We start from the raw sequence: 22,488 nt of genomic DNA, 5'->3' as shown, positions 1-22,488 counted from the left end.
GAAGTTCGCTCACATGGTCAGGTGCCGGTGCGCACCGCCGGGCGGGCGCGCTCGGCGTCACGGCGCGCGCGGCGGTCCTTGAGCCGGGCGACGACCCCGCTCGGCGGCGCCGGGTCCTCCCCGCGCTCCACCCGCTCGGCCGCGGCCACGATGCGCCGCTCCATCCCGCCGAACACGAGGACGTGGAACGGCGCGATCACGCGCCAGTAGGCGTGCCCCGCGAGCCCGTGCGGGAAGAAGATCGCCCGCTGCCGGTACGTCGAGCCCTGCTCGCTCGGCGCCACGCGCAGCTCGAGCCACGCGAGGCCGGGAGCCTTCATCTCGGCGCGCAGCCGCAGGAGCCGCTCGCCGGGCGCGAGGTCGGCGGCGTCGGTGTGCGCCGCGTCGGTGGTGGTCTCGTCCAGGCACTCCTCGACGCGCCACCAGTCGAGCGCGTCGCCGACCTTCAGCGAGTCGGCGTCCCGCCGGCCGCGGCGCAGGCCGACGCCGCCGAAGAGACGGTCGAGCACCCCGCGCGCCCACCAGCCGAGCGGGAACGAGTACCAGCCGCGCTCGCCGCCGATGCCGGTGACGATGTGCCGGACGTTCTCGACGGACGCGGTCGAGGGGCGCTCCCGGACGTCGGTGTAGACCGTGCCGCCCGCCCACTCCGGGTCCGAGGGCAGCGGGTCCGACGGCGCGTAGCTCGCGTTCGCCCCGGACCAGCGCGTCTCCACCTGGCCCGACCCGATCCGGGCGAGCGCGAGCGTGACGGCCCGCCGGAAGCTCGTGAGGCCCTCCTCGGGCGGCGCGATGAAGGTGTCGATGTCGTGCTCGTTCGCCACCACCTCGTGCACCAGCGAGTCGATGAGCGGCACGGCGGTGGAGCGCGGCACCGGGGTCACGAGGTTGACCCAGTGCGACGACAGCCGCGGCGTCAGCACCGGCACGGGCAGCATCGCGCGTCGCGGCAGCTCGGCGACCTCGGCGAAGCCCTCCATCATCTGCAGGTAGGTCAGGACGTCCGGCCCGCCGATGTCGAAGGTGCGGTTCACCTCGGGCGGGAGGGTCACGACGCGCACGAGGTAGTGCAGGACGTCGCGGATCGCGATGGGCTGGACCCGGTGGTGCACCCAGGACGGCGTGAGCATCACCGGCAGCCGCTCGGTGAGGTAGCGCAGCATCTCGAAGCTCGCCGAGCCGGACCCGAGGATCACCGCTGCCTGCAGCACCACCGTCGGGACCCCGGAGCGCAGGAAGATCTCCCCGACCTCGGCGCGCGAGGCGAGGTGCTCGGAGAGCTCGACCCCGTCGGGGTGCATCCCGCCCAGGTAGACGATGCGCGACACCCCGGCCTCGCGGGCGGCCTGCGCGCTGATCATGGCGGCCTGGCGGTCGACCGCCGCGAAGCCGCGCTCGGAGAGCGAGTGCACGAGGTAGTAGAGGACGTCGGCGCCCTCGCAGGCGCGGCGCATCGACTCCTCGTCGAGCACGTCGCCGCGGACGATCTCGACCTGCGCGGCCCACGGGACGTCGCGCATCTTGTCGGGATCGCGCACGACGCATCGCACGTGGTGGCCCTCCGCCGCCAGCCGCGGGGCCAGTCGCCCGCCGATGTATCCGGTCGCTCCGGTGACCACGCATCGCACGAGGCGATCGTCGTGCCTGACGGGCCGCCGCGCAGTGCCGACGGGTGACGGGCCGTCCGAAACCTCGACCCGCCCAACGAGGTGACACACGGCCGGGGGATCCGTCGGCGTGTCGCGCGCGAAAGGCCGTGTCGGGACGATTCGGCGCGGTCCGGCCCCCAAGTCGTTCTCCGCTGCTGCCGTTGAGGGGGCCAGACGCTCGATGACGCTGGGCCGTTCGGCGGCCCGGTGAGCACGAGCTGAACGATCAGCAGTCGGGGAGGTCGAGAGATCGTGTGGGTGTGGCGTGACGACCTGGGGTCCGGTGGCGCGGGTACCGGACCCGGCGGGTGGCGACTGGATGCGTACGGCGAGTGGGTGTGGGACGAACCCTCGCCGCTGGACCGGCCCGGGGCCGGGGTCGGCGCCCTGCGGCGCGCCGGCGCGACGGCGACGGCGACGGCTCGCGAGACGCGGGGTACCGACCGGGCGCTCTCGACGCTCGGGCGGACCGGCGAGCCGACGCCGATCTTCCACGAGCTGACCGAGGACCGGACCCGCGGCGTGACCCGTCGCGCCTACGGCGACCGCGACGCGCTCCCGGTGCCGGAGCCGCACCCGGGGTCGGGGCCGCTGCCGGTGCAGGACCCGTCGGGTCGGCGGGCGCGGCTCTCCGAGGTCCCGACGGTGCCGCCGCCGGCGGTCGGCGGGTCGGACCCGGCCGGTACCGCCGAGTCCCCCGAGGACGAGCTGCGCCGCCGCGCCGAGCGTCGCCGTCGTCCGCGCACGGAGGACGTGGCCCCGGACGCCGGTCGCCACGCCTGGCGCCGCGAGGAGAGCCGGACCGGACGGCACGCCCTGCGTCGCTGACGCGCCGGACGGGTACCGGACGTCGGGTCGCCCCCATCGGGCGGCCCGGCGCTCCGGGCGGGCGCGACCCGGTACGGCCGGGGCTATGCTGCGGCCTCCTCACGGCCCGGGTGTGGCCCCGTCGGGCCCCAGGCGAGCCCGTCCCTCCCGCCGCACACCGCCCGTCCGTCGCGCCCGTGGAGGTCGCTTCCGTGATCATCCGTCGTCTCGCCCGGCCCATGCTGGCCGCCATCTTCATCAAGGGCGGGGTCGACACCCTGCTCAACCCCGAGCCGCGCATCCAGAAGGCCACGCCGCTGCTCGAGAAGGCCGCGCCGAGCCTGCCGGAGCAGGTCCCGTCCGAGCCCCACCAGTTGGTCCGCATCGACGCCGGCGTGAAGATCGCCGCCGGCTCGCTGCTCGCGATCAACAAGTTCCCGCGGGTCGCGTCGCTCGCCCTCGCCGCCAGCGTCATCCCGACCACGGTCGCCGGCCACCCGTTCTGGGAGAAGTCGGACCCGGCCGAGAAGACCGCCGAGCAGCAGCAGTTCCTCAAGAACGTCAGCATCCTGGGCGGGCTGATCCTCGCCGCGGTCGACACCGAGGGGAAGCCGTCGCTGGGCTGGCGCGGCCGCCGCGCCGCCCGCAAGCTCGCGAAGCGCGCCGACAAGATCTCCGGCGACCTGACCGGCCAGACCGACGACGCGGGCGAGCGGCTCCGCGAGGCCGGCGACAAGGTCCGCCGCAACGTCGTGGACGGCGTCGACGTCGCGATCGGGTCGCTGGCCTCCTCCTGAGTCCGCCGGGGTCGTCCGCCACCGCGCGGGCGACCCCGCACCGGGCGTCGTCCGTCACCGTGACCCGAGGTCGGGGAGACCCGCGACCGGTGTCGAGCCCCTAGGGTGTCCGCCGTGTGGACGAACTGGTCCGGCGGCCAGGAGTGCCGGCCGACGGCGACGGTGCGCCCGCTCGACGACAGCGGTGTCTCTGCCGTGGTGCGACGGGCCGCCGAGCGCGGCCAGGGCGTCCGGCCCGTGGGGTCCGGGCACTCCTTCAGCGCCCTCGCCGTCACCGACGGCGTGCACGTCGACCTCTCGGCGTTCAGCGGGATCACCGGCATCGGCGGCCGTCCGGGCCGCCCGACGGTCCGCGTGCGCGCCGGCACGCCCCTGTCCCAGCTCCACGAGGAGCTCGCCGACCGCGGCCTCGCGCTGGAGGCCCCCCTGGAGCTGGCCGCGCCGACGGTCGGGGGCGCGCTGGCGGTCGGGATGCACGGCAGCGGTCCCGCGGTCGGCTCCCTGTCCGCGGCGGTCGTGGGTCTGCGTCTCGTCGACGGGCGCGGCCGGCTGCGCGACGTGGCCGCGGCCGACCTCGACGCCGCCCGCACCTCGCTCGGCGCCCTCGGTGTGGTGCTCGAGGCGGAGCTCGAGGTCGTGCCGGCGAGCCGCGTCCGGGTCACCCGCGAGCCGCGCTCCGTGGACGAGGTGCTCGACCCCGCGTTCTGGGCCGCCCACCCCGTCGTCGAGGCCGCGGTCTTCCCGTCGGCGGGCACCGCCCTGACCCGGTGGGTCCAGCCCCGGCCCGAGCACCCGGACGAGGGGGACGAGGGCGATCCCGGGGACGCCGGGAGGGACGAGGACGAGCCCGAGCGGACCGTCGGTGTCACCGTGGCCGGCGCCACCGGGCGGACCGCGCTCGGCGGCGCCATGGTCGTCGAACGGGCGCTGCCCCGGCTGGTGCCCCGGTTCAACCGCGCGGTCTCCCGCCTCGCCCGCACCGTCACGGCCACCGGCCCGATGCACCGGGTGCTCTCGAGCCCGCCCGCGGTCCGGTACGAGCAGACGGAGTGGGCGCTGCCCCGCGCCGCGTTCGCGACCGGCACCCGCGAGCTGCTCGCCGCCCTCGCCGACGACGGGCTCGAGGCCGGGCTGCCGGTGCGCCTGCGGGTCGGGCCCGCCGAGTCCGGCTGGCTGCACCCCGCGCACGATCGGGCGACCGGCTGGGTCGCCGTCCGCGTGCCGCGCGGCATCGACCACGCCCCGGTGCTGGAGCGCACGTGGCAGGTGCTGCGCGCGCACGGCGGCCGTCCGCACTGGGCGTCACGCTCCGACTGGACCGCCGACGACACCGCGGCGGCCTATCCCCGCCTGCCCGACTTCCGCCGCGTCCGCGACGACTACGACCCGGACCGCGTGTTCGCGACACCGGCGCTGGACGCGGTGCTCGGCGCCTGATCGGCGTCGGGGTACTCCGCGGCACCGAGGTCGACCGCCAGCCCCACGACGGCCTGGTCGATGCGGCGCAGCAGGCGCGCGGCGGTCAGCATGGTCGCGCGACGCCGCGGGTCGTCCGTGCGCGCGGCGTACTCCTCGGCGGCGTCGACGAGACGCTCGGCCGAGAGCGCGCGCACCTGCCCGCCGTCGGAGGCGCGCCGGCCCCGGACCAGCACGTCGCGCAGCCCGTCGAGGTTCGCCCGCACCTGCGCGGCGGCCGGGTCCAGGGTCGACGCCCACCCGGGATCGACGGCGTGGTCGGCGAGACGGGCGAGCGAGCGCGCGTAGACGTCGCACACCACGAGCACCCGCAGCCCCCGCTGGTAGCTCGAGCGGGCGCGGCGTCGCGCGAACGGCGCGGCGAGGGTCCGGGCGCGCTGGCGCAGGGTGGCCAGGGCGTCGTCCATCGCCCGCACGCCCTCGCGGGCCGGCGCCGCCGTGCGCCGTCCCACGAGCCGATCGGTCGCCTCACCGAGCACGCGGTCCATGGCGTCCACGACGTCGCCGACGGCCTCGCCGAACGCGGCCCGGGTGCCCCGGGGCAGGACGAGGAACGCGGCGACGACGGCGGCGGCCGCCCCGATCGCGGTCTCCTCGATCCGCAGCACGAGCACCTGCACGCTGAACTGGCCGATCAGCCCGTAGACCAGGGCGAGCACCGCGGTGATCCAGAAGGCGAGCATCGAGGGCGACACCCGCACCAGGTAGAGGGCGAGGAAGACGCAGCCGAACAGCAGCAGCAGCGAGAGCACCGTGTTGCCGCCGACGAGCGCGGCCAGGCCCATGCCGGCGACGACGCCGCCGACCGTGCCGAGCACCCGGCCCCACCCGCGGGAGAGCAGGTCGCCGCGGCTGTTGGTGCCGGCGAACACCACGAACGCGGTGATGACGGCCCAGTACCAGCGCGACGGGGCGATCAGCTCGCCGACGACGATCGCGAGCGTCGCGGCGACCCCGACCTGCAGGGCCTGGCGGGTGGACAGGGCGATGCCGCCGGTCCCGGCGGACGCGGGCTCCGTCCCGCGGTGCACGTCGTCCTCGGGGCGGTCGGACGCCGGGCCCGGGCGCTCGTCGGGCGGGGGGCTCGCCGCGAGGGCGTCCGCGGCCGGACCGCCCCCGGCGGGTGGGGGCGGTGGGCGCCGTGGCGCGGCGGTCCCGTCCCGGGGCGCACCCCAGTCGGGACGCCGTGACGGGGCGTCGACCTGTGCGTGGTGGATCGCGTCGGCGACCCGGCGGACGGCGAACGCGGTGCGCTGCACGCGCTCGTGGCCGGCGCGCGTGTCGGCGACGAGCCCGGCGACGGCGGCCCCCGCGTCCCCCGCCGCCTCGAGGATCGCCCGGTGCTCCTGCCCGGACGCGAGCGCGGTCTGCAGGTGCCGCAGGCCGGTGCGCAGCGCGGCCACGACGACGGGGTCGATGGGCTCCTGGGGATCGTCGGGCTGCGGCAGGGCCAGGCGCCGCACGACGACCGAGAGGCGCTCGAGCGCGAGCTCGGCGTCGGCGACGCGCAGGGCGAGCGTGTCGTCGTCGAGGCCGGGCCAGACGCGGCCGGCGGTGGTCTGCTCGAGGGTGTCCTCGACGAGCAGCGCCACCTCCTGGAGGCGGGCGCGCGTGCGGCGCAGCGCCTCGAGGTCGCCCTCGTCCGGCCCGTCCCGGCCGACGTCGGCCAGGACCGCGTCGGTGGCGCCGACCAGCGCGTGGGCCCGCGCGCGGAACGCCGTCACCATCCGGCGCAGCGTCCGGGCCGGGCGCTCCGCGAACACGACGCCGCGCAGCAGCAGGGTCGCGGCGATCCCGACCACCATCGCCACGAGCAGCCACGGCACCTGGGCCGGCGCGACGCGGAGGAACTGCGTGAAGAAGAAGGGCATGAAGCCGGCCATGCCGAGGGCGAACCCGCGCGGGCCGTACCGGCGCACCCAGACCGCGAGCACCATGACCGCGACGAACGCCGCGGCGGCCGGGATCCGGTAGGGGGCGACGAAGGCCCCGGCGACGGTGCTGGCCGCCGCCGGCAGGATCATCAGCGCGGTGGTGACGCGCCGCCGCGGCAGGTCGGGCTCGTTGACCGCGAGGTTGGACACCATCGCCAGCACGCCCGCGAACAGCAGGACGGTGACGGGCTCGGCGGGCGCGAGCAGGGCGCGGACCACCGCGACCACGACGACCGCGAGGGCCATCGCCGCGACCGCGATCGAGGCCAGACGCAGCCGGGTGAGGCCGGGGTCGACACCGGCGAACCACGTGCGCAGGTCGAGGGAACCCCCCGATCGCCGCCCCCTCACCGGCTCCTCCCTCGGCTGCCGTCCCGTGCGCGGAGTCTCGCACGGGGGACGGCGCCGGGCCGATCTCGACAGGGGTTACCACCGGGTAATAGTGTGTGGTTACCGGTCGGTAGAAGACGCTGGCCGACACCACGAGGAGCGAGGCGGGATGGGCCACTACCGGGCGAACGTCCGCGACATCGAGTTCAACCTCTTCGAGGTCTTCCGCGTCCAGGACCGGTTCGGCTCCGGGCCGTTCGCCGAGGCCGACGAGGAGACCGCGCGGGCCCTGCTGGGCGAGGTCGCGTCGATCGCCGAGGGGCCGCTGGCCGACTCCTACGAGTCGGGCGACCGCAACCCCGTCCGCTTCGACCCCGCGACCAACACGGCGCACCTCGACGAGGGCATCAAGAAGTCCTACCGGGCGCTGTGGGACGGCGAGTGGTGGCGGCTGTCGGCCGACAACGCCATCGGCGGCATGGGCGTGCCGCCGTCGGTCCAGTGGGCGGCCGGCGAGATGATCCTCGGCGCCAACGCCCCGGTGTTCATGTACATGGCGGGCCCGAACTTCGCCTCGGTCGTCTACCGCAACGGCACCGAGCAGCAGAAGCGCTGGGCGCAGCTCATGGTCGACCGCGGCTGGGGCGCCACGATGGTGCTCACCGAGCCCGACGCGGGCTCCGACGTCGGCGCCGGGCGCACCAAGGCCCGCGACAACGGTGACGGCACCTGGTCGATCGAGGGCGTCAAGCGCTTCATCACCTCGGGCGACGCCGGCGACCTCAACGAGAACATCATGCACCTGGTGCTCGCCCGCCCCGAGGGCGCGAAGCAGGGCACCAAGGGCCTCTCGCTGTTCCTCGTGCCGAAGTTCCACTTCGACGACACGACCGGTGAGCCGGGCGAGCGCAACGGCGCCTACGTCACCAACGTCGAGCACAAGATGGGCCTCAACGCCTCGGCCACCTGCGAGGTGACCTTCGGTGCGACGAGCACGCCCGCGATCGGCTGGCTGCTGGGCGACGTGCACGACGGCATCGCGCAGATGTTCCAGGTCATCGAGTACGCCCGGATGATGGTCGGCACCAAGGCCATCGGCACCCTGTCGACGGGCTACCTGCGGGCGCTGGAGTACGCCAAGGAGCGCGTCCAGGGCGCGGACCTCACCAAGCAGACCGACAAGACCGCCCCGCGCGTCCCGATCACCAACCACCCGGACGTGCGCCGCAGCCTCATGACGCAGAAGGCGTACGCGGAGGGCCTGCGCGCGGTGTACACGTTCACGTCGACCTACCAGGACGTCGTGCGCTTCGGCGAGGCCCCGGAGGCCGACCGGGGGGCGGTCTCCCAGGAGGAGATCACCCTCGCGGAGAAGGTCAACGACCTGCTCCTCCCGATCGTCAAGGGCGTCGGGTCGGAGCGGGCCTCCGAGCAGCTGATCCACGCGCTGCAGACCCTCGGCGGCTCGGGCTACCTGCAGGACTACCCGCTCGAGCAGTACATCCGCGACGCCAAGATCGACTCTCTGTACGAGGGCACCACGGCGATCCAGGCGCAGGACTTCTTCTTCCGCAAGATCGTCCGGGACAACGGCCAGGCGCTGATGCACGTCGCGGGCCAGGTCCAGGCGTTCCTCGACGCCGAGGGCGGCAACGGGCGGCTCAAGGAGGAGCGGGCGCTGCTCGCCACCGCCCTGGGCGACGTGCAGGCGTCGCTGGGGGCCATGGTCGGGTTCCTGACGTCCTCGCAGGAGGAGGTCACCAACCTGTACAAGGTCGGCCAGCACGCGGTCCGCTTCCTCATGAGCGTCGGCGACATGGTCATCGGCTGGCTGCTGCTGCGCCAGGCCGAGGTGGCCGGTCAGGTGCTCGACGCCGGCACCGCCGGGCGTGACCAGGCGTTCTACGAGGGCAAGATCGCCGTCGCGCGCTTCTTCGCCCGCAACGTGCTGCCCGAGCTCTCGTCCCGCCGCGCGATCATCGAGGGCGCCGAGAACTCGATCATGGAGCTGGACGTGGCCGCCTTCTGACGCGGTGCGCTCCGCGCACGTGAGCACTTTCGCGTGCTATAGCACGCGAAAGTGCTCACGAGCGCCGGAGGCGCACATGGCCGTACGGATCGGGACCTCCGGGTGGATCTACCCGCCCTGGCGGCGGGTGTTCTACCCGGAGGGCCTGGTCCAGCGTCGTGAGCTGACCTACCTCGCCGAGCGTCTCGACACCGTCGAGATCAACGGCTCGTTCTACTCGCTGCAGCGCGCCTCGAGCTACCGCACGTGGGCGGAGCGCACACCGGACGACTTCGTGTTCGCGGTGAAGGGCGGGCGCTTCGTCACGCACATGAAGAAGCTGCGTGGCGTCGACGAGGGCCTGGCGAACTTCTTCGCCTCCGGCCCCCTCGCGCTCGGGACGAAGCTCGGGCCGATCCTGTGGCAGCTGCCGCCGAACCTCGGCTACGACGCCGGGCGGATCGAGGACTTCCTCGCCCTGCTGCCGCGCACCACCGGCGAGGCCGCGGCGATGGCGGCCGGGCACACCGACAAGGTGCCCGAGCCGTGGACGGAGACGGACCGGGACCGCCCGCTCCGGCACGCCATGGAGGTCCGGCACGCCACGTACCGCGACCCCGGGTTCGTCGCGCAGCTGCGCCGCCACGGTGTCGCGCTCGTCGTCTCGGACACCGCGGGCACGTTCCCGTGCCTCGACGACGTCACCGCCGACCTGGTCTACGTCCGCCTGCACGGCGACACCGAGCTCTACGCGAGCGGCTACTCCCCCGCGTCCCTCGACCGCTGGGCCGACCGTCTCCGTGCCTGGGCGTCCGGGGAGGCTCCCGTCTCCGGGGACACCGTCGCCCCGGACGACCCGCCGCCGGCGGCCCCGGGCGGGCGCGACGTCGTCGTCTACTTCGACAACGACATCGAGGTGCACGCCCCGTTCGACGCGATGGGGCTGCGGGACCGGGTCAGATCCGGCGGGCCCGCGCCTCCGCGATCGTGAACACCCCGAACGCGACGAAGCCCAGCGCGACGACCAGGAGCAGCACCGGACCGTAGGGCTGCCCGGCGAGGGTCTTGAGGGCCCCGTCGAGGCCGCTCGCCCAGGAGGGATCGGCCCGGATCGCCGCGACGCCGAAGAGCACACCCATCACGGCGAACGCGACGGCGCGCAGCACGTGCCCGGCGATCCCCAGCCACCGCACGGGCGTGCGCAGCCGGGAGGGGATGCGGGACCAGTCGAGGTCCTCGGCGAAGTCGACGGTGACCCCGGACCAGGCGGTGGCGCCGGCCACGACCAGCACGATCACGGCGACGAGCCCGACGAGGACCTGGCCCGCGGGCAGCGTCAGCAGGCTCGCGGTGGCCTGCTGGGAGCCACCGCTGCTCGAGCCCGAGGAGCCGGTGACCAGCAGCTGGGCGCCGACGAAGGCCACACCGAGGACACCGAGCGCCTTGCCGCCCGCCCCGATCCGGCGTTGGGTGCGGCTCCAGCCGGTGGCCCAGCGGAAGCCGGAGACGGCGGCGATGCCCTGCCACAGCGCGAAGGCCACCAGGCCGACGACGATGACGATGATCGCGACGAACCCGAAGGGCTCGGCGGCGAGCGTGGCGATCGCTCCCTGCTGGTCGGCCTGACCGCCGCCCTGCGTCGCGACCTGGACGGCGAGCACACCGATCAGCAGGTGCACGAGGCCGTAGCCGACGAGCCCCACGCGCCCGAGCAGCTCGACGGCCCGGTGCGGGGCCTCGCCCTCCCCGTCGCCGCGGCTGACGTCGTCGAGGCGATCACGCGCGCCGTCGACGACCCGGGAGACGGAGTCGTCCGCGGAGGAGTCCGAGGAAGAACTCGCGGTGGCGCTCACTAGCCGTTGCAGGTGACGGTCGGCTGCGGCTCGTACCGCACGGTGCGCGGCTCGCGCCGCACCTCGCCGGTCTGCAGGTTCCGCAGCACGCGGGTGTCGGTGATCGTGAAGCCCTCGGAGCCCTGCGACGGCTTGCACTCCGGGTTGGCCCCGAGGTCGCGGACGCCGGGCGGGGTCTGGTTGGTGCGCGGCCCCGGCTCCGAGGTCACCTCGAAGCGCTTGATGCCGTAGAGCTGCACCGTGATCGACGACGGCGTCCACTGCGTCCGGATGTAGATCGGGGTGGGTCCGTCGTTGCCGAGGCGCAGGTCGATCGAGCCCTCGAAGACCGTGGCCTCGCGTCCGGCCGGGTAGCGGCTGATGTAGTAGCTGTGCTCCTGGTGCTGCACGTTCTCGAGCCCGGCGAAGTACCCGGCGTTGTAGAGCGTCGTGGCGAACTGCGAGACGCCGCCGCCGACGCCGCGGCCGGGGGCGCCGTCGTCGATGATCCCGGCCGGGACGAAGCCGTTCGACTCGTTGCGGGGGCTCGACGCCTCGTTGAGGCTGAACACGGAGTTCGGGGCGATCACCTGACCGTTGACGATCTCGGCGACGCGCCGGATGTTCTGCCCCGAGTCGGGCTTGAAGCCGCGGGTGGTGAACTCCCCGATCATCACGGCCGGCCCGAGGGACGCGAGCGACTCGGTGGTCACCTCCGGCTGCGTGGTGGTGTACACCGCGTTGATCGCACGCCCGGTCGCGGGCGGCGGCGTGGCCGGCTCGGCGCCGGGCGCCGTGGGCGGCGGGGTGAACACCGGCGGCGCCGCGCCGTCGGGACGTCCCAGGGCCTCGACGATCCCGGTGAACGTCCGCGGCCAGTCGATCTCGCGGCCGACCACGGCGGGCACGACCTCGGCCGCGGCGCCGTTGAACGCCAGCGTCGCGTCCTTCGGCTCGGCCTCGGTGGTGGCGAGCTGCGGCTCGATCGCCGCGATCGCCGCCGCCTCGTCGATGCCCGGCGTCAGCCCGCCGCGGCCGTCCGGGGTGAACCGGACGAACGAGGTGATCGCTCGGGTGGTCACCGTGGCGTTCTTGGCGTCACCGACGACGGTCAGCGGCCCGGCGACGGCGGGCCGCGCGAAGCCGTCGATGGCGCGCTGGATGCCGTCGGGGGTGACCGTCACCGGGGTCTCGGTGATCGGCAGGGCGACCGGCGTCGGGTCGAGCCAGTGGTCGACGACGGCCTGGCCCGCGGTGGCGCCGTCGACGACCGCGCCCGGCACCGACGGCACGGCGACCGGCTCGACGCCCTCGTAGCGCACGGTGCCCTCGCTGACGGGCCGGTCGAGCTGCGGGCGGGCGCCGTCGAGGGCCTGGCCGAGGGCGAAGGCGTTGACGCGGGTGACCGGTGCGACGTCGCGGGTGCCGAACAGCGAGGTGAGCCGCGTCCACGGGTTGAAGGGCTGCTCGCCGGCGCGGTCGATCGTGCCCTCGACGTCGAGCTCGAGGCCGGCCGCGCGCGGGTCGACGGTGGCGGTCGCCGTGCCCGCCTGCAGGGCCACCGGCTCCGAGGTGCGCCCCGAGAGCTGCGAGCGCAGCGCGTCCTCGGCCTCGGGCTTGCCCATCCCGCCGATCTCGACGCCCGCGACGGCGACCCCGCGGGGCACGTCGGTGGAGGAGAGGAGCAGGTCGCCGACGTACAGCGCCGCGAGCAGGCCGACGACGGCCGCCCCGATCAGCAGGGGCCGTCGACGGCGGCCGCCGGAGGCGGCCTCGTGGGCACCGGGACCGGACGGCGGCCCGTCCCCGGGCACGGTCGGGATCCACGCGGTGCGGTCCGGGTCGGTCTCCTCGGCCTGCGGGGCGGCATGGCCCGGGTGTCCGTCCGCGTGGCCGCCCGCATGGCCGCCGCTGTGCGCGGTCTCGAGCGGCGGACCGACGACCGTGCTGCCCGGGGCGCCGACGGCGTCGCCGGACATCGCCCGGGTGGGCTCGTCGAGACCATCGGACGGCTCATCGTGGCGCTCGGGCCCGTCGGTGTCGACGGCCGTCTCCTCGGGCGTGCGGCCCCCTGGTGAGGTCACAGGTACAACCCCGTCCCGCTCGAACTTCTCGTCGACTCGGTGGACTCACTGGTCGCGCTGGCGACCGCGTGCAGATCGCGCTCGCGGAGGACGACGAAGGTGCGTCCGGAGACGTCGACCTCGAAGTGGTCGTCCTGGCCGTAGAGCACCCGGTCCCCCACCGCCACGCTGCGGACGTGCTGGCCCGTGCCGAACACCTCGCCCCACACCAGCCGCTTGGCGGGTTGGGCGGTCGCGGGGATCACGATGCCTCCACTGCTGCGGCGTTCGCCCTCGCCCTGGACGGGGGCGACCATCACTCGGTCGTGGAGCATCTGGATCTCCAGCCTGGGATCCGACACGCCGGGATCGTACGGGGCGCCCGGATCGGCACCGGGCGCAGGGCGGCGGAGCCGATCGGACCCGGACCGGGCCGCGAGGAGGGCAACAGCCCCGGAACGTGGAACGCCCCGTGGCCCTGCCAGGTCGGGGGTCCGGCAGCGCCACGGGGCTCGCCGGGGAGTTCGACCACGGAGGGAGCGGCGTTAACCGACCTCGAACGAGTTCACTCGTTCAGCCCAGCGCTTCGACCGATATGTCCCGGAACGCCCCTTGTCGGCGGGGTCAGGACGAGGACGGTACGAAGGTGACGCCGGCGCCGTTGCTCGCGTTCTTCCGGGACTAGTCGCGGCCGAGCAGGAAGCGGCCGAAGTGCGGCACCGTGAAGGCGATCCAGCCGCGCTCGGCGGAGAACACCAGGCCCTTGCGCAACAGGCTGTCCCGCGCCGGGGACAGCGACGAGGGCTTGCGTCCGAGGTGCGTGGCCAGCTTCGACGTCGGCACCGGCTCGTCGCGGCCCTCGGCGATCTCGGCCATGCCCTGCAGGTACTCCCGCTCGGCGGGCGTCGCGCGCTCGTAGCGGGAGCCGAAGAAGCCGACCGCAAGCTCCGCGCTCGCCTCCGGCGCGGCCATGCGGACGTCGTCGGCGTCGATGGGGCTCTGCACCGCGGCGTCCCACGCGGCCTTGCCGTAGGCCTGCACGAAGTAGGGGTAGCCGCCCGAGACCTCGTAGAGCGCCTCCAGGGCGGCGCCGGTGAGCTCGGCGTCCTCGCGCTTCGCGGGCACGGTCAGGGCGAGGTCGGCGTCGGTGCGGTCGAGCTGGCCGATCATCACGTAGCGGAAGAGGCGCTCGGAGTAGGACTTCGAGGCGCTGAGCACGGCGGGCAGGTGCGGCAGCCCGGCCCCGACGACCACCAGCGGCGCCCCCGACTGCGAGAGCTCGTGGCAGGCGGCGCAGAGCGCGGAGACGTCGTCGACGCGCAGGTCCTGCATCTCGTCGATGAGCAGCGCGATCCCCACGCCGACGTCGGCCGCGAGCTCGGCGCAGACGCCGAACAGCTCGACGAGGTCGATCTCGATGTCGCCGGAGTCGGCGCGCCCGTGCTGCACCGGCACGTCGATGCCCGGCTGCCAGCGGTCCTTGATCTTCGCGTCGGACGCAGCGGCCTTGAGCGCGAACGCCTTGAGCACCCCGAGCGTCTCCTCGACGCGGTCGGGTGCGCGGTGGTGGACCGCGAGGTCGCGGACCGCGCGGTGCAGGGCGGCGGACAGGGGCCGGCGCAACTCGGCGTCCGGGCGGGCCTCGAGCTTCCCGGCGCCCCACCCGGCGCGCACCGCCATCGACCGGAGCTCGCCGAGCAGCACGGTCTTCCCGACGCCGCGCAGGCCGGTGAGCACGAGGCTGCGCTCCGGGCGCCCGCGCGCCACCCGCTCCAGGACCACGTCGAACGCGTCGACCTCGCGGTCGCGGCCGGCGAGCTCGGGCGGCCGCTGCCCGGCTCCGGGGGCGTACGGGTTCCGCACGGGGTCCATGGCCACCCTCTCCGGGTCGGGCTCCGACTCCCTCGGACACTATGGGGTTCTCTAGCGCGAGCCCGATATCTCGCGAGAAAGCCCGATCGGCGTGTCGCGGTAGGGCCTGCTCCCCCGCGACGGGGGCGGACACGATGGGACCCGCGGGGCCGGGGCCCTACCAAAGGAGCATGACTCCGTACCCCGCCCTGCCCCCACCGACGAAGCACCCCGACACGGCCGGGAAGAAGGCGCGCCTCCTGGGCGTCGATGCCGCCCGCGGCCTCGCCCTGCTCGGGATGATGGCCGTCCACGAGTTCTCCGAGACCACCGACACCGGCGCCCCGTCGACCACCCAGATCCTGTTCGTCGGGCGCTCGGCCGCCCTGTTCGCGGTGCTCGCCGGCGTCGCGATCGCGTTCATGACCGGCCGCCGCCGCGTCACGCCCGGGCCCTCCGGACGGGCGGCCGCGGCGACGCTCGCGACCCGCGCCGGCCTCATCGGGCTGATCGGCGTCGTCGGGCTGGGCTGGGTCGACATGGAGGACGCGGTCGCCGTGATCCTCCCGGCGTACGCCGCGATGTTCCTGCTCGCGATCCCGCTGGTGTTCCTGTCCACCCGCGTGGTGCTCGCCGTCGGCGCGGTGGTGGCCCTCGTCGTCCCGGTGGGGAGCCTGCTCGTCCGCGGCGGGCTGCCCGAGGCGTCCGGCGACAACATCTCGCTCGCCTCGTTCGCCGACCCCGGCGGCGTCCTCGCCGAGCTGTTTCTCACCGGCGTCTACCCCGCCCTGACGTGGATGGCCTACCTCGCGATCGGGCTGGGCGTCGGCCGGCTGACGCTCTCCTCGGCGCGCGTGGCCCGGCGGCTGCTCGTGGTCGGGGCGGGGCTCGCCGTCGCGGCGCCGCTGGCGTCGTGGTTGCTGCTCGGGCCGCTCGGCGGCACCGCGCACCTGCTCGCGACGAGCGACCTGGATGCCGACGCGATCACCGAGATCCTCACGCTCGGACCGTCGGGCGTCGTGCCCGCCGACGACGTGTGGTGGCTCGCGACCGCCGCCCCGCACTCCGGCACCCCGCTCGACCTGGCCGCGACCATCGGCTCGTCGCTGGCGGTCCTCGGGGCGATGCTGCTGCTGGGGCACCTCCCGGCCGCTGCCCGCCAGGTCGCCGACGCCGTGCAGGCGCCGCTCGTCGCCGCCGGGTCCATGACGCTCACCCTCTACACGGCGCACGTGGTCTACGCCGGTGCGTTCGCCGAGTTCGACTCCGTGCCCGAGTACCTCGCGCAGGTCGTGGTGCTGGTCCTGGGCGCCGTCGCCTGGCGCCGGGCGTCCGACCGCGGACCGCTGGAGGCGCTCGTGGGCAACGTGGCGAACCGCGCCGCGGCCGCCGCGCGAGCGGGCGCCACCGCGGGCCCGCCGCCCGACGACACGGCCACCGGGCCGATCGCCGGTCTCCCGTACCGACCGGCCGTACCGCCCCTGACCCAGCCGCCCCTGACCGGCCCGCCCCGGCCTGTCCCGACCCTGCCCGGCCCGCGCCTGCCCCGGGACCCGTTCCGCCCGCCGCCGGGCACGGCACCGGTCAGCGTGCGCCGCTGAAGGCGCCGGCCTCCCGCAGCGCGTCGAGGGTGGCCGGCTGCCCCGCGAACGCCTCGGCGACGTCGGCGAGGGTCGCGATCCCCTGGGCACGGCGCCCGACGTAGGCGCGCAGCGCCCGGTCGAAGCCCTCCGGGTCGGCCTCCCGGCCGGCGAGCAGGGCGGCGGCGCCCTGGTCGTAGACCCCGTCGACGTAGGCCCGGAAGCCCCCGTCCGCGGCCCAGGTGGTCATCGGCTCGCCGAGGCGCCCGACGAGGGCGGGGTCGACGTCGTCGGCGTCGTAGTCGCCGTCCGCGGTGAGGGCCTCGACGGCGGTCGCGAAGGACTCGTCGAGCCAGGGGTCGCGGCTCTGGTCGTTGCCGACGAGGCCGTAGAACCACTGGTGCGCGACCTCATGGGCGACGAGCGCGCGCAGTCCGCGCTCGGGGACGTCGCCGAACTGCAGCGCGGCGGGGAACTCGGTGCCGTCGCTCTGGCCGGGGGTGATCGCCACCGTCAGCTCGGGGTAGGGGAACGGCCCGAGCAGGCGCGTCTGGGCGGTCATCGCCGCGGCCAGGGCGTCGGCCCACCGCGCGGGCGGCACCCGGGTGCCGGTCCGCGGCGTGGCCAGGCGCAGCCGCACCCCGTCGACGTCGCGCTCGAGCACGTCGAAGCGCCCCACCGCGACCGCGACGTCGCGCAGGGCCGGGGCGCGGAAGCGGTGCACGGCGCTTTCCGTCGGTTCGGCCGTCCCCGGCCCGAGCACCGCGAGCCCCTCCGGCGCCGTGACGGTGACCGTCGTGTCGGCGGCCTCGCTGGTCGCGGACTCCCCGTACATCGGTACCGCGGGCTCGCGCGCCCAGCCCCGGCCCCGCTCCCAGGCGAGCAGGGGGTGGCCGGAGCCGAACCAGGCGGTGCCGGTGGCGGGCGACGTCGCCACCCGCTCGTCGGCGTCCACCCCGAGGACGAGCCGGAAGCCCAGCCGGGCCGTCACGGCCGTGCCCGGCGCCACGCACCGCGGGAGCGGCACCGTGACCAGCGTGCCGGGCGTCCCCTCGGGGGCGCCGGCGGCCTCGACCACCGGTGACGCCGGCGCGGTGTCGCCAGGTGGGTCCACGGCGGCGTCGGTGACCGTCAGCGAGGTGCCGGTGCGCGCCATCGTCGGGGTGTTCGGCCAGGCGCGGAAGACGAGCTCGCAGACCTCGAGGTCCGGGGTGAACCGCACGGTCTCCGTCCCGGTCACCGAGCGCAGGTCCGGCGCGACGACGAACGCGAGGTCCACGACGGGGCGCTCCGGCCACAGCGTCGCCGCGTAGGGCGGGTCGTCGGCGGCGGACCCGCACGCGGCCGCCATCACCGCGAGAACCACGCAGACCGCGCCGGCTCGTCGACGGGGGGAGAACCCCACCCGCACGCGGGGGGCCGCCCGGGCGGGTGCCGGGCGCTCCCCATCGGCGCGGCGCGCCGGCGCGGACAGGCTCGGTACCACGCCACACCCCCGTCCTCGACGGACCACGAGCTCACCCGAGGGAGCCACCCGCCATGATCGCGCAGACCGGCCAGGAAGCCCACGGCCACACGGGCGCCGCCCCGGCCACGGCGAACGTCCTCATCGACCCGCGCTACCCGCAGGGTCGCCGGGGTCGCGCGGGTGAGCGCATGCACGAGGTCTGGGAGGAGCAGGTCGCGTGGATGGCCCGCTTCGCCCGCCCGGACCACCTCGCGGTGGACACCGGCGAGGAGCGGCTGACCTACGTCCAGCTCGACGCGCGCGCCAATCAGCTCGCGCGCCACCTGCAGCGTGAGGGCGTGCGGGCCGGCGACCGCCTGGCCCTGCTGTTCGACCGCCCCGTGCACTCCTACGTCGCGATGCTCGCGGTGCTGAAGATCCACGCGGCGTACATCCCGCTGGACGTCGGCTTCCCCTCCGACCGCATCGCCTACATCGTCGGCGACGCCGGGGCGACCCGCGTGCTCTCGCTCGCCCACGTCCGGGAGGGCTGGGAGCTCGACGGCGGCCCGGGCGCGCCGTGGCTGTGCGTCGACGACGACACCGCCCGCATCGCCGCCCAGGACGGCCGCCCGCTCCGCGACGACGAGCGCGGCGAGCCCGTCGACGACCTCGCCTACATCATCTACACCTCGGGCTCGACCGGTCGTCCCAAGGGTGTGGCCATCGAGCACGCCAGCATCGCCAACTTCGTCCGCGTCGCCGCCGAGGTCTACGGCATCAAGCGTCACGACCGCGTCTACCAGGGCCTGACCATCGCCTTCGACTTCTCGATCGAGGAGATCTGGGTGCCCTGGGCCGTGGGCGCCACCCTCGTCCCGAAGCCCCCGGGCGCCAGCCTGCTGGGCGTCGACCTGCACGAGTTCCTGGTCTCCCGCGGCGTCACGGCGATGTGCTGCGTGCCCACCCTGCTCGCGACCCTCGACGAGGACGTGCCGGGCCTGCGGTTCCTGCTGGTCTCCGGCGAGGCCTGCCCGCAGGACCTCATCGCGCGCTGGTACCGCCCCGACCGCCGGTTCCTCAACGTCTACGGGCCCACCGAGGCCACCGTGACCGCGACCTGGACCGAGGTGCACCCGGACCGCGCCGTCACGATCGGCGTGCCGCTCCCGACGTACTCGACGGTCATCCTGACCACCGAGGGCGAGCCGGCCGCGCTGCCCCACGGCGAGGTCGGCGAGATCGGCATCGCCGGGATCGGCCTGGCCCGCGAGTACGTCAACAACCCCGAGAAGACCGGGAAGGTCTTCATCCCCGACTTCCTCGGCATCCCCGGCAACCCGTCGGGCCGCATCTACCGCACCGGCGACCTCGGCCGGGTCAACGCCGACGGCGAGATCGAGTACCACGGCCGGATCGACCTCCAGGTCAAGATCCGTGGCTACCGCATCGAGCTCACCGAGATCGAGTCGGTGCTCCTGCAGGTCCCCGGCATCGCGCAGGCCGTCGTCGACACCTACGAGCCCGAGCCCGGCGTCGTCGAGCTCGTCGGCTACTACACGCTGCGCACCGACACGCCGTCGCTGGAGCAGGACCAGATCGCGGAGATGCTGCGCGAGCGGCTGCCGAAGTACATGGTCCCGGCCTACCTCGAGCACCTCGACGTGATGCCGATGACGACCAGCGACAAGGCCGACCGCAAGAACCTGCCCGCACCGCGCGCGCGGCGCGGTGGCGGCGCGGCCCAGCAGCACGTCGCCGCCACCAACCCGGTCGAGGAGGGCCTGGCGGAGGTGCTGGCCGGCGTCCTCGGCGTGGACAAGGTGTCGGTCGACGCCCACTTCTTCGACGACCTCGGCGCCACCTCGCTGCTGATGGCCCAGTTCACCGCGAAGCTGCGCAAGCGCGACGACCTGCCGACGGTGTCGATGCGCGACATCTACGAGCACCGCACGATCCGCGGCCTCGCCACGGCGTTCGGGGCGGTCCCGGCCGCCGACGGTGCCGTCCCGGCCCGGCCGCCGGCGCCGGTCGTCACCGCACCGCCCGCCGGCCCCGCCAGCTCCCGCGCGTACGCGTGGACCGGCGTCGCCCAGCTCGGGGTGTTCGTGGCGCTGCTGGCGCTCTCGGCGTTCCTGCTCGACCGCGCCTACCGCTGGATCGTGGCCGCCGACGGCTACGCCGAGACCTACGAGCGCGCGGTCGTCTTCGCGGTCGCCGCCTTCCTCGGCTACTGCGTCCTGCCGCTCGCGGCCAAGTGGCTGCTCATCGGGACCTTCACGGCCCGCTCCATCCGGCTCTGGAGCCTCGACTACGTCCGCTTCTGGACCGTCAAGCTCCTCATCCGCACCAGCCCCGCGGTCTTCCTGGTCGGCTCGCCGCTCTACAACGTCTACCTGCGCGCCCTGGGCGCGAAGATCGGGCGCGGCGTGCTGATCCAGTCGCGCACGGTCCCCGTCGCGACCGACCTGCTCGCGATCGGCGACGGCACGGTGATCCGCAAGGACTCCACCTTCACCGCCTACCGCGTCGTCGCCGGCGCCGTGCAGACCGGCCCGGTCACCGTCGGGCGCTACGCGGTCGTCGGCGAGGGCAGCGTGCTGGAGGTCGGCACCGCGATGGGCGACGGCGCCCAGCTGGGCCACGCGTCCGCGCTGCACACCGGCGAGGCGATCCCGGGCGGCCAGCGCTGGCACGGCTCGCCCGCGCGGCCCACGTCCACCGACTACCGCGCCGTCGGCCCGGCCCGCGGCGGGCGCCTGCGCCGTGTCGTCTACAGCGTCCTGCAGCTGCTCGTCATGCTCGTGCCGCCGGTCGCCTTCGGGGTCGCCGTCGTCGCGCTGACCACCCTCGGAGAGGTCGACCAGCTCCTCGGCCCGGGCCACCCCTTCATCACGTCGGCCGGCTTCTACCTCGTGCTGCTCGGTGCGTCGGTCGTGCTCTTCGCGGGCATGGTCGTGGGGTCGCTGGTGGTGATGGTGACGGTGCCGCGCCTGCTGAAGAGGCTCGTGACGCCGGGCCGCATCTACCCGCTCTACGGCTTCCATCACGTCGTGCAGGGCGTGATCGCGGCGCTGAGCAACTCGAAGTTCTTCATGCTGCTCTTCGGCGACAGCTCGTTCGCCGTCACGTTCGTCCGCGCCCTGGGCTACGACCTCGGCCGCGTCGAGCAGACCGGCTCCAACTTCGGTACCGAGATGAAGCACGACGCGCCGCACCTGGTCACGATCGGGACCGGCACGATGATCTCCGACGGCCTGTCGCTGGCCAACGCCGACTTCTCGAGCTCCTCGTTCCGGGTCTCCCCCGTCGTCGTCGGCGAGCGCAACTTCGTCGGCAACGACGTGATCTTCCCGAGCCGCGCCCGCGTCGGCGACAACGTCCTGCTCGCCACGAAGACCCTGGTGCCGATCGACGGCCCGGTCCGCTCCGACGTGGGCCTGCTGGGCTCGCCGGCCATCGAGATCCCGCGCTCCGGCCCGGCGGGGGCGTCGTCGTCGGTACCGTCCGACCCCGCCGAGTTCCGACGCCTGCTGCGGGCCAAGAACCGGCACAACCTGCGCGGCATCCTCGGCGTCCTCGCCTTCCGCTGGGCGCAGTTCGCGGCGTCGCTCGTGGCGCTCGCCGTCGCCGCCGACCTCTACGGCGACCTCGGCACCCCCGTGATCGCCGCGGGCATGGCCGTCGTGGGCCTGCTGCTCGTGCTGTCCTCGGTGCTCGCCGAGCGCGCCGTGCTCCGCTTCCGCCCGCTGCAGCCGCGCGAGTCCGGCATCTACGACGTCGACTTCTGGCGCCACGAGCGCCTGTGGAAGCTCTTCGTGACGCCGCCGTTCACCGGCACCCCGTTCAACCCGATGCTCTGGCGCCTCGCCGGCGTCCGCATGGGCCGCCGGGTCCTCGACGACGGCGCGATCATGCCGGAGAAGACCCTCACCACCGTCGGCGACGACGCGGTGCTCGGCGCTCTCGCGGTGCTGCAGGGCCACTCGCTGGAGGACGGCATCTTCAAGTCCGACCGCATCCACGTCGGCCACGGCGTGACGCTGGGGACCAAGTCGTTCGTGCACTACGGGACGACGATCGGCGACGGCGCGGTGCTCGAGGCCGACGCGTTCCTCATGAAGGGCGAGGAGATGGGTCCGCGCTCGGTCTGGCGGGGCAACCCGGCCACCGAGGCGCGCCACGTCTTCCCCGTCGCGGCCCTCGCAGCCGGCACCACGGTGGTGCCCGCCGTCCGGCCCCGCCCCCTGGCCCCGACGGCCGACCGCGCCGGCCGCCGGATGCCACTACCTCGTGTCAGCGGCGTGGCGCCGCAGACGTTGAGTGTCCGTAATGCCACGCCGATCATGGACGGACGCGCGCCCCGCCCCGGCGCACCGATGCCGCGTCCGACCGGTCCTGGCGGGCCCGCGCGTCCGGGTGTCGCGCCTCGCCCCGTCGCCGCGCCCGTCCCGCCGCGCGGGCCGCGGCCGGGGCCGGCGCCTCGCCCGGGACCGGCGCCGACGCCGACTCCGCAGCGGATCCCCGCGCCCCGCGGTGGTCGTCCGGTCCCGCCGCCGCCCCGCCCGCAGGCCGTGCCTTCCGTGCCTCCGGTGGCCCGGCACACCGCCCCACCGGCGCCGGTGGCGCTCCACCCGCATCCGCGTCGTCGCTGATCGCGCTCGCCGCACCGACCGAGGGACGCCCTCGCTGCCTGCCACGCAGCGAGGGCGTC

At 74.9% G+C, this 22,488-nt stretch carries 14 protein-coding genes; 7 read left to right on the top strand and 7 right to left on the bottom strand.

Annotated elements, in window-relative coordinates:
• Positions 1-17: 17 nt before the first annotated feature.
• Complete coding sequence (locus WCD41_RS21165; protein WP_337716054.1) at positions 18-1,628, bottom strand: SDR family oxidoreductase; 1,611 nt, start codon at positions 1,626-1,628, stop codon at positions 18-20.
• A 357-nt stretch (positions 1,629-1,985) separates the two neighbouring features.
• Here WCD41_RS21165 and WCD41_RS21160 point away from each other — a divergent pair, with 357 nt between their 5' ends.
• The 3 genes from WCD41_RS21160 (at position 1,986) to WCD41_RS21150 (ending at position 4,690) form a co-directional block, all read left to right on the top strand.
• Positions 1,986-2,477: a hypothetical protein gene (locus WCD41_RS21160; RefSeq protein ID WP_337716052.1), complete on the top strand. Its 492-nt coding sequence runs from the start codon at positions 1,986-1,988 to the stop codon at positions 2,475-2,477.
• Positions 2,478-2,668: 191 nt separating this feature from the next.
• Positions 2,669-3,253: a DoxX family protein gene (locus tag WCD41_RS21155; RefSeq protein WP_337716050.1), complete on the top strand. Its 585-nt coding sequence runs from the start codon at positions 2,669-2,671 to the stop codon at positions 3,251-3,253.
• Between the two features lie 114 nt (positions 3,254-3,367).
• Positions 3,368-4,690, top strand: a complete 1,323-nt coding sequence (locus tag WCD41_RS21150; RefSeq protein ID WP_337716048.1) for a D-arabinono-1,4-lactone oxidase — start codon at positions 3,368-3,370, stop codon at positions 4,688-4,690.
• On the opposite strand, the gene WCD41_RS21145 is transcribed toward WCD41_RS21150, so the two are convergent.
• A complete protein-coding gene (locus WCD41_RS21145; protein WP_337716046.1) occupies positions 4,633-7,014 on the bottom strand; it encodes an FUSC family protein in 2,382 nt (793 codons plus the stop codon). The two genes, WCD41_RS21150 and WCD41_RS21145, sit on opposite strands and share 58 nt — an antisense overlap.
• A 148-nt stretch (positions 7,015-7,162) precedes the next feature.
• On the opposite strand from WCD41_RS21145, the gene WCD41_RS21140 reads away from it, so the two are divergent.
• Together WCD41_RS21140 and WCD41_RS21135 are read left to right on the top strand one after the other, a co-directional pair.
• Positions 7,163-9,022 carry an acyl-CoA dehydrogenase gene (locus tag WCD41_RS21140; RefSeq protein ID WP_337716044.1) on the top strand — a complete coding sequence of 620 codons (1,860 nt, stop codon included), beginning with the start codon at positions 7,163-7,165 and terminating at the stop codon, positions 9,020-9,022.
• 76 nt (positions 9,023-9,098) lie between these two features.
• The gene (locus WCD41_RS21135; RefSeq protein ID WP_337716042.1) at positions 9,099-9,992 is read left to right on the top strand and encodes a DUF72 domain-containing protein; all 894 of its coding nucleotides are present in this window, start codon (positions 9,099-9,101) and stop codon (positions 9,990-9,992) included.
• Here WCD41_RS21135 and WCD41_RS21130 read toward each other — a convergent pair.
• From WCD41_RS21130 to WCD41_RS21115, 4 genes are all read right to left on the bottom strand, one after another.
• Entirely contained in the window at positions 9,958-10,854 is an 897-nt protein-coding gene (locus WCD41_RS21130) for a DUF1206 domain-containing protein (protein ID WP_337716040.1), read from the bottom strand. The two genes, WCD41_RS21135 and WCD41_RS21130, sit on opposite strands and share 35 nt — an antisense overlap.
• Positions 10,854-12,917, bottom strand: coding sequence for a VanW family protein (locus WCD41_RS21125; protein WP_337716038.1), 2,064 nt, complete (start codon positions 12,915-12,917; stop codon positions 10,854-10,856). The genes WCD41_RS21130 and WCD41_RS21125 overlap by 1 nt, the downstream gene beginning before the upstream one ends.
• The gene (locus WCD41_RS21120) at positions 12,914-13,258 is read right to left on the bottom strand and encodes a GroES family chaperonin (protein ID WP_337716036.1); all 345 of its coding nucleotides are present in this window, start codon (positions 13,256-13,258) and stop codon (positions 12,914-12,916) included. The genes WCD41_RS21125 and WCD41_RS21120 overlap by 4 nt, the downstream gene beginning before the upstream one ends.
• Before the next feature lie 319 nt (positions 13,259-13,577).
• Positions 13,578-14,768, bottom strand: coding sequence for a DUF8462 domain-containing protein (locus WCD41_RS21115; protein WP_337716034.1), 1,191 nt, complete (start codon positions 14,766-14,768; stop codon positions 13,578-13,580).
• A 170-nt stretch (positions 14,769-14,938) separates the two neighbouring features.
• Here WCD41_RS21115 and WCD41_RS21110 point away from each other — a divergent pair, with 170 nt between their 5' ends.
• Entirely contained in the window at positions 14,939-16,348 is a 1,410-nt protein-coding gene (locus WCD41_RS21110) for a heparan-alpha-glucosaminide N-acetyltransferase domain-containing protein (RefSeq protein WP_337716032.1), read from the top strand.
• Here WCD41_RS21110 and WCD41_RS21105 read toward each other — a convergent pair.
• Positions 16,332-17,693, bottom strand: a complete 1,362-nt coding sequence (locus WCD41_RS21105) for a M1 family aminopeptidase (protein ID WP_337716030.1) — start codon at positions 17,691-17,693, stop codon at positions 16,332-16,334. The genes WCD41_RS21110 and WCD41_RS21105 overlap by 17 nt on opposite strands.
• A gap of 173 nt (positions 17,694-17,866) precedes the next feature.
• On the opposite strand from WCD41_RS21105, the gene WCD41_RS21100 reads away from it, so the two are divergent.
• Positions 17,867-22,429, top strand: a complete 4,563-nt coding sequence (locus WCD41_RS21100) for a Pls/PosA family non-ribosomal peptide synthetase (RefSeq protein WP_337716027.1) — start codon at positions 17,867-17,869, stop codon at positions 22,427-22,429.
• Positions 22,430-22,488: the final 59 nt, after the last annotated feature.

The organism is Actinomycetospora aeridis, assembly GCF_037400275.1.
In the GTDB taxonomy this organism is placed as follows: domain Bacteria; phylum Actinomycetota; class Actinomycetes; order Mycobacteriales; family Pseudonocardiaceae; genus Actinomycetospora; species Actinomycetospora aeridis.
This window is presented reverse-complemented; position numbering and strand designations above follow the sequence as displayed.

Excerpts from the sequence above, each read along its gene's own strand:
- WCD41_RS21140 (WP_337716044.1), top strand. The coding sequence starts at position 7,163 with ATGGGCCACTACCGGGCGAACGTCCGCGACATCGAGTTCAACCTCTTC.
- WCD41_RS21135 (WP_337716042.1), top strand. The coding sequence starts at position 9,099 with ATGGCCGTACGGATCGGGACCTCCGGGTGGATCTACCCGCCCTGGCGG.
- WCD41_RS21115 (WP_337716034.1), bottom strand. The coding sequence starts at position 14,768 with ATGGACCCCGTGCGGAACCCGTACGCCCCCGGAGCCGGGCAGCGGCCG.
- WCD41_RS21110 (WP_337716032.1), top strand. The coding sequence starts at position 14,939 with ATGACTCCGTACCCCGCCCTGCCCCCACCGACGAAGCACCCCGACACG.
- WCD41_RS21100 (WP_337716027.1), top strand. The coding sequence starts at position 17,867 with ATGATCGCGCAGACCGGCCAGGAAGCCCACGGCCACACGGGCGCCGCC.